This is a genomic window from Clostridium ljungdahlii (genome assembly GCF_001636845.1).
In the GTDB taxonomy this organism is placed as follows: domain Bacteria; phylum Bacillota; class Clostridia; order Clostridiales; family Clostridiaceae; genus Clostridium_B; species Clostridium_B ljungdahlii_A.
Window position 1 is genome coordinate 1 of record NZ_LITT01000037.1, and the last position, 7,446, is coordinate 7,446.

Sequence of the window (7,446 nt, forward strand, 5' to 3'; positions counted from 1 at the left end):
ATAATCTTTACCTACAAGTTGAGAATATCTAAAGGAAAGTAATCTTAAATATTATTAGATAATTTACTAGAATACATGTTTATTGACCTAACTATAAATATACTAAAAAATTGTCTTGACAAAGGGGTCCACTTTATATGACGGCATGAAAACTATGGCTGTTAAAGTGTATGATCAACCTACTATGACATATACTAGTACACAAAATTTTATCTTTATTGGAGGCACTGTGAATTATACTATAAGTGAAGTAAATGGTTCCGGCAGTGCACAATATAGGTTTGTAGTTATGAATGGAAGCAGCATAGCAGCCGACAGTGGTTATTTAAGTTCGAATACTTTTAGTTTTAAACCTGCAGCTGCAGGAAGTTATCAAGTAATAGGATACCTTAAGGATTCACTATCCGAAAAGGCCTTTGATGTTCAAGGCACCTTGAATTTAAATGTGTATAATCCTCAAATCAAAAATGTAAATGTAAGTGGATACTTTTATGTAGGGACTGCATTAAGTTTTTATGCTAACAGCACAGGTGTAAGTTCTTCTGGGATGAGCTACAGGTATGAGGTATATAATAACGGGAAGTTAGTGGCATCCAGTAATTTCAGCACTTCCAGCACATTTTCATTTACACCTGCTGTAAGTGGAACTTACACAGTTAAAGTTTATGGTAAGGATGGATTAAGTACAAAGAGCTATGATAGTACAAAGCAGTTTAATATTACAGTGAATAGTAAGCCTTTGTATATTTCTACACTGCCTTTAAGTTTAGGGATGACAAGTAATGATGTGGTAGCATTACAGAATGCTTTAATAAAATTGGGATATAATGTTTCTAGTGCTACAGGATATTTTGGAAGCCAAACTAAAAGTGCAGTAATAGTTTTTCAAACAGATGCAGGAATACCAGCAAGCGGAACGGTGGGAACTTGGACTTATAGTGCATTGAATGATGCTCTTATAACAAAATCAGGAATAAAAAATTTAAGCTTTTAATGAAAACGGGAACTTTGATATTTTTTCAAGGTTCCTGTTTTTAAGGATGAATTTTTGCTTTAGGCATACGTATAAAAGTCTTTTATTTAAAATATAATAGCAGCAGGAGGTGAATTTATGTTTTGTAACGTATTTAAGGTAAATATTTAGAGGTCTTGTATATTCGCTCTTGAATGCTAAAATTAATTATTTTACGTTCAGAAGTGAATTTTTGTTTTTAAAGATATGTATAAAAGGATTAAACTTTGCTATAATATAACATGTGTTTAAATTTGAGCCTCTTTAGCGTTGACCAATTTTTGTTATTGTAGTAATATAAAAATTGTATAAATAATGTAAAATTAAATAGATTTAGTATCCCAGGGGGGCTGGTGTTACCGGCTGAGAGTAAGAATATAATTCTTAGACCCTATACCTGATCTGGTTAATGCCAGCGTAGGAAGAGGTTTTTATGTAATTGATAAATAAAAGGTACAAGCTTCCTAAGAGGTTTGTACCTTTTATTTTTAATTAATAATGTGTACGTCAGATGAAAAAAGGAGAAATTTATTATGAAAACGTCCATGAAATTATACGAAAGTGTAAAAGATATATGGGATTCTTACTATGAACATCCATTTGTAAAGGGAATAGGAGATGGAAATTTGGAAATAGATAAATTCAAGTTTTATATGATTCAAGATTACATATATCTTTTAGATTATGCAAGAGTGTATGCCTTAGGGGTGGTAAAATCCAGTGAAGAAAGTATAATGCAGGGATTCTCAAAGATGGTGGACAATATATTAAATGGAGAAATGAATATTCATAGGCATTATATGAAAAAAATAGGCATCAAAAAAGAAGAAATAGAAAATGCTAAAGTTTCTATTGAAAATATTTCATATACAAGCTACATATTATCTGTATCTCAAATGGGAGATTTAATGGATTTAACTACTTCTCTTTTAGCTTGTATGTGGAGTTATTATTTAATTGGTAAAAAATTGAGTAAAGTAGATGGGGCACTGGACAATGAGTTTTACGGACAGTGGATAAAAGGATATATATCTAGTGATTATGAAAAGGAAACTAAGTGGGTGATAGACTTGTTAGATTATTTGACGCAAAATATATCAGAAAAGAAATTTAACAGGTTAAAGGAAATATTTATAAATACAAGCAAGTATGAATATATGTTCTGGGACATGGCTTATAACAAGGGGATGTGAAATCATGCTAAAATTTAAAAATGTAAGCTTCAAATACGAGGAAGATCCTGATTTTATTATAAAAAATCTTAATTTTAATGTGGACAAAGGGGAATTTATAAGTATAGTAGGTCCTAGCGGATGTGGGAAAAGTACTGTATTTAGACTTATTTGCAAACTGGAAAAGGCTTTTGAAGGAGATATAATTCTAAAAGATAAAAATATAAATGATTTAAAAGGTTATATAGGATACATGCCGCAAAATGATCTTCTTATACCCTGGCGAACTATACTTCAAAATGTATATCTTCCCCTTGAAGTTAAAGGTGAAAATTTAAAAGAGGCACAGGTTCAGGCAGAAAAAATGTTAACGGATTTTGGACTCGAAAAATATAAAAATAAATATCCAAAGGATTTATCAGGAGGTATGCGGCAGAGGGCGTCTTTTGCAAGAACTCTCCTCACAGGAGCAGAAGTGCTGCTTTTGGATGAACCTTTCAGTGCATTGGATGCTATAACAAGAGTTTCTATGCAGGAATGGCTTATTGATAAATGGCTAGCTTTAGATAAAACTATATTATTTATAACCCATGATGTAGAAGAATCTCTTTTTTTATCAACTAAGATATTTGTTACATCAGAAACTCCAATAAGAAAATTTAAAGAAATAGAAGTGTCTCTCAACTATCCAAGGACTAGAAGTATGATAGACACGCCTCCTATATTAAAGATAAAAGAAGAACTTATAAATGAACTAAAAAAGGGGGTTAAGCTGTGAAAAGGTATAGATCATCCATAATAGTTGCTGTATTGTTTTTTACAATATGGCAGGCTCTAGCAATGTATATAGATGCAATGTATATACTGCCTTCTCCTACTGCCATTTTAGAAAAAATATGGGAACTTAAAGATATTTTATTTTTAGTACATCTTCCTGCTACTCTTTTGATTACCATTGAGGGACTTTTAATATCTATAGTGCTTGGGGTAGTGCTTGCTGTGGCTATGAATATAAGTGAAAGAATACAAAGGGCTCTCTATCCAATTGTAATTGTAACTCAAACAGTTCCAATTACTGCACTTGCACCTATATTCATACTTTGGTTTGGATATGGTATATGGAGCAAGGTACTTGTAACTGTACTTATAACATTTTTTCCTATAACTATAAATGTATATGATGGACTTCGTTCTACAAGAAAAGATATGGAAGAACTTTTAATTACCTATGGTGCTAGCAAAAAAGATATATTTATGAAGTTAAAGTTTCCAGCTTCACTGCCCTACTTTTTTTCTGCACTTAAAATGGCAGTACCTTTAAGTGTAGTGGGGGCAGCTGTAAGTGAGTGGCTTGGAGCAGAAGCAGGTCTTGGATATTTTAGTAAGAGAATGATGACACAAATGGATGGGGCAGGAGTGTTTGCACCTATTGTCATATTATCACTAGCTGCTCTAATTTTAGTGGAAATATTAAATGTTTTAGAAAATAAAATAGTAAAATGGAGGAATGAAGTATGAAAAAAAATAAATATTTATCTCTTGTAATGGTATTCTTATTGATAACTGCTATGTTAGGAGGATGTGGAAATAGTAGTGATTCATCTAAAGGTAAGGATGGCAAGTTAGAAAATGTGGATTTAGTACTTGATTGGTATCCAAATGCAATACACAGTTTCGTATATGCTGCTATTAAAAATGGATATTATAAGGAAGAAGGACTTAATGTAAACATTAAATTCCCATCAGATACTACAGACCCCCTTTCACTTCCAGCAGCTGGAAAAGCTACTATTGGAATATACTATCAACCGGATATTGTAATTGCGAGAGCAAATCAGGGTGTTCCTGTAAAATCTATAGGAGCTATTGTACATACACCACTTAATGTAATAATAGCTTTAAAGGAAAAGAATATAAATTCACCGAAAGATCTTCAAGGAAAGACTGTAGGTTATTCAGGAAATTCTTTAAATGTTCAATATGTAAAAACTATGGTAAAAAAAGAAGGGGGAGATCCAAACTCTGTTAAAATGGTTGATGTAGGATTTGATTTGTTATCTTCTATGGTAACTAAAAAAGTAGATGCAACTACGGGAGGACTTATAAATCATGAGGTTCCAGTACTTCAAAATGAAGGACATCCTGTAAATTATTTTGATCCTGCAAAGTATGGAGTGCCAAATTATTATGAAGAAGTGTTTGTAACTAGTGACAAAACTCTTAAGGAAAAACCTGAAGTACTTAAAAAGTTCATGAAGGCATCTCAAAAGGGATTCGAATATACTAAGAAAAATCCTAAGGCAGCTTTAAAAATACTTATGGACAATCAAAAAAAGGATAGTTTTCCTCTAGTACAAGCAGTAGAGGAAAAAAGTATGAATATACTTCTTCCTAAAATGGAGTCAAATGGTGAACATTTCTTAAGTCAGGATAAAAGTGTTTGGCAGAACAATATAGATTGGTTGAAAAAACAAGGACTTCTAAAGAAAGATATAAAACCAGAAGATCTTTATGTAAATATTCTGGATAACAATAAATAAAAGGAGATTTCCTAAACAAAAATCAACTTATACTCCGAATATTTTTTACAACCTTCAGTTCATTAAATATTTTGATAAGTCTAAGTAAAAAATTCTAAAAAAACTAAGAACTTTTGAAAACTCGTACCTCAGACAATTCAAAAGCTCTAAGTTTTTACAAATTTTTTCCTAAGACTTATATACAAAATATTTAAAAGAACTTCATTGTTGTAAAAATATGCCTGCGTATAAGTTGATTTTTAAGTTAGAATACCTATATATAGATCGTAAAGTTTAATTGAGAGTTAACTTCTATACGAGAGTTTCTGCTTGAAATTTAAACTTATACATAAAATATAATGACAAAATTGAAAGCACATTTAAAAACTTTTTCATAAGTCTTAGCGAGGTATTTTAGAAAATCTTAGGAGCTTAGATATGTCTGAGGCACGAGTTTAGCTAAGATCCTTAGATTTTCAAAATACCGAGCTTTAGACTTGCCAAAAGTTTTTATTGTGGTGAAATTTGTCATTATATGATATTGTATAAGTTAACTTTCAATTTAAAAACTCTATATAAGTTATCGCCTATAGCATTTTGCCTGTAACTATGATAAAATATGTGTCGTATTTTATAGGACAAAAATAATATATGGAGAAAACAATATGAAAAATGAGAAGATGTTTCAGATAAACGAAATTTCTATGATAATTGGAGGTTTTGCAGTACAAGCTATGATTTATGAAGTTTCTTGTTATCCCAGTCCTGGCCTGGTGTCACCTGTATCATGTGGTGCTCATAAGGATATGGACTTTTTTACTTTTATAGACAGCACTTCTGTTTTAAGCAGATATATGACTATGTTTGTTCAAGAAGGACTTTCAGATAAATCCTATAAAGAACTATTTAATAGTATTAGAAATTTAGGAATAAAAGCTGAAAAAGACATGTTTATTAAGACAAAGGGAGTTAATACCCATAAGGGAATGCTATTTTTGATGGGTGTTACTTGTGCAGCTGTGGGAAAGGTCATTTATGAGGAGAAAAAATTTGGTGAAATTAGAAGTATTATAAAGCAAATGACAAAGGGCATAGTTTCAAAGGAACTTTTTACTTTAGAAGGCAAAAAGGACTTAAGTCATGGTGAAAGATTATTTATTAAATATAAGACAGAAGGTGTACGGGGAGAAGTAGAGAGAGGATTACCTACAGTTTTTGATTTTTCTCTGGATTTTTATAAGGAAAATGTGGATTTAAATACTAATGATAGATTGGTACATACTCTTATTGGAATAATGCAAATTTGCGATGATTCAACTATAATATACAGGCATTCGCCTGAAGTTTTAGAGGGAGTTAAAGAAAAAGCTAAGGAGGTACTTTCAGCTGGAGGAATGAGGACTAGTGAAGGAAGAAAAAAAATAAATGATCTCTGTACAGAATTTATAGAAAAAAATATAAGTCCTGGGGGAAGTGCCGATTTGTTAGGCGTAACTGTATTTTTATACTTAGTAGAAGAATATATGAGAAGTTTGTAGGAGTAGGTGATAAGGTAGCTGCATAAAATATAAATTTATGCAGCTACCTTATTTGTTTCTATATGAATTTTTTATATAAACAGGAGTAATTTTATTACTTTCATACTGGAATTTAATGTTAAAATAAATATTGATAAATGTTAATATATTTAACATTTGTTGAAAGAAATATTTCTAAAAAGAATATTATAAGACTATTTTAAAGCTTAAATACGATTATAAGAAGAAAAATGCAAGAATTCATTTAAATAAATGTTTTGTTTTATTACAAATGTTTTGACAAAGCTAAATAAGTTTGCTATTATATTAGTGAATTAGGAAAGAGATCAAATTAAAAACCATAAGGGATATTGTTATAAATGATTTAATTTAGCATTTATTATAAGTTTAATATAAAAAGGAGGTACGGTTAGGTTTATTCTTGAGCCTAACTAAAAAAGTATGGGTATGGATGTAAAAGAAGAATCCTTAAAATTACATAGAGAAAAGCACGGTACTATAGAAGTCGTTGGAACGATGCCATTGAGAAACGGTGATGATTTGGCAGTAGCTTATACACCAGGTGTAGCAGGGCCATGTCTGGAAATTGCCAATGATAAAGAAAAGGCATATGAATATACAATAAAAGGAAAGACAGTAGCTGTAGTTACAAATGGAACTGCAGTACTAGGACTTGGCAATATAGGACCAGCAGCTGGACTTCCGGTAGTTGAAGGAAAAGCATTGTTACTTAAAAGATTTGCAAATGTAAATGCAATACCAATATGTGTAGATTCTACAGACCCTGATGATATAGTAAATACTATTAAAAACATTGCACCGGGATTTGGCGGAATACATCTTGAGGACATAAAAGCACCTGAATGTTTCTATATTGAAGATAAGTTAAAAGAAGAATTAGATATACCAATATATCATGATGACCAGCATGGTACTGCTATCGCAGTGTTAGCAGGTCTGTACAATGCATTGAAAATAGTAAATAAAGACATTAGTGATATAAAAATTGTTATAAACGGTGCTGGTGCTTCAGGTATTGCAACAGCTAAGCTTTTGATTTCAGCAGGAGTAAAAAACATAGTACTTTGTGACATAAATGGTATAGTTTACGAAGGAGATGACTGCTTAAACGAACCTCAGAAACAAATAGCAAAGGTAACAAATAGAAGTTTAGAAAAGGGAACATTAAAAGATGCAATGAAAAA

Annotated in this window: 7 protein-coding genes and 1 riboswitch; all 7 genes read left to right on the forward strand. The window is 31.2% G+C overall.

The features are described from left to right. The first annotated feature begins 145 nt into the window (after positions 1 to 145). Entirely contained in the window at positions 146 to 994 is an 849-nt protein-coding gene (locus WY13_RS14075) for a peptidoglycan-binding protein (RefSeq protein WP_063556254.1), read from the forward strand. A 351-nt stretch (positions 995 to 1,345) separates the two neighbouring features. Then, positions 1,346 to 1,453: riboswitch (TPP riboswitch) on the forward strand. Between the two features lie 92 nt (positions 1,454 to 1,545). After that, positions 1,546 to 2,205 (forward strand): thiaminase II, encoded by a 660-nt coding sequence (tenA, locus tag WY13_RS14080; protein ID WP_063556255.1) that lies wholly within the window; start codon positions 1,546 to 1,548, stop codon positions 2,203 to 2,205. Positions 2,206 to 2,209: 4 nt separating this feature from the next. Further along, on the forward strand, positions 2,210 to 2,962 hold the full coding sequence (locus WY13_RS14085; protein ID WP_063556256.1) for an ABC transporter ATP-binding protein: 753 nt from the start codon (positions 2,210 to 2,212) through the stop codon (positions 2,960 to 2,962). After that, the gene (locus WY13_RS14090; protein ID WP_063556257.1) at positions 2,959 to 3,702 is read left to right on the forward strand and encodes an ABC transporter permease; all 744 of its coding nucleotides are present in this window, start codon (positions 2,959 to 2,961) and stop codon (positions 3,700 to 3,702) included. The genes WY13_RS14085 and WY13_RS14090 overlap by 4 nt, the downstream gene beginning before the upstream one ends. Then, complete coding sequence (locus tag WY13_RS14095) at positions 3,699 to 4,724, forward strand: ABC transporter substrate-binding protein (protein WP_063556258.1); 1,026 nt, start codon at positions 3,699 to 3,701, stop codon at positions 4,722 to 4,724. The genes WY13_RS14090 and WY13_RS14095 overlap by 4 nt, the downstream gene beginning before the upstream one ends. Before the next feature lie 644 nt (positions 4,725 to 5,368). After that, entirely contained in the window at positions 5,369 to 6,241 is an 873-nt protein-coding gene (gene citG, locus WY13_RS14100) for a triphosphoribosyl-dephospho-CoA synthase CitG (RefSeq protein WP_063556259.1), read from the forward strand. Positions 6,242 to 6,682: 441 nt separating this feature from the next. Beyond that, positions 6,683 to 7,446 (forward strand): NAD(P)-dependent malic enzyme (locus WY13_RS14105; protein WP_156499054.1); only part of this gene is annotated, 764 nt, incomplete at its 3' end.

What these genes read in the sequence shown, in the direction of transcription:
- WY13_RS14095 (WP_063556258.1), top strand. Translation starts at nt 3,699, where the DNA reads ATGAAAAAAAATAAATATTTATCTCTTGTAATGGTATTCTTATTGATA.
- WY13_RS14085 (WP_063556256.1), top strand. Translation starts at nt 2,210, where the DNA reads ATGCTAAAATTTAAAAATGTAAGCTTCAAATACGAGGAAGATCCTGAT.
- tenA (WP_063556255.1), top strand. Translation starts at nt 1,546, where the DNA reads ATGAAAACGTCCATGAAATTATACGAAAGTGTAAAAGATATATGGGAT.
- citG (WP_063556259.1), top strand. Translation starts at nt 5,369, where the DNA reads ATGAAAAATGAGAAGATGTTTCAGATAAACGAAATTTCTATGATAATT.
- WY13_RS14075 (WP_063556254.1), top strand. Translation starts at nt 146, where the DNA reads ATGAAAACTATGGCTGTTAAAGTGTATGATCAACCTACTATGACATAT.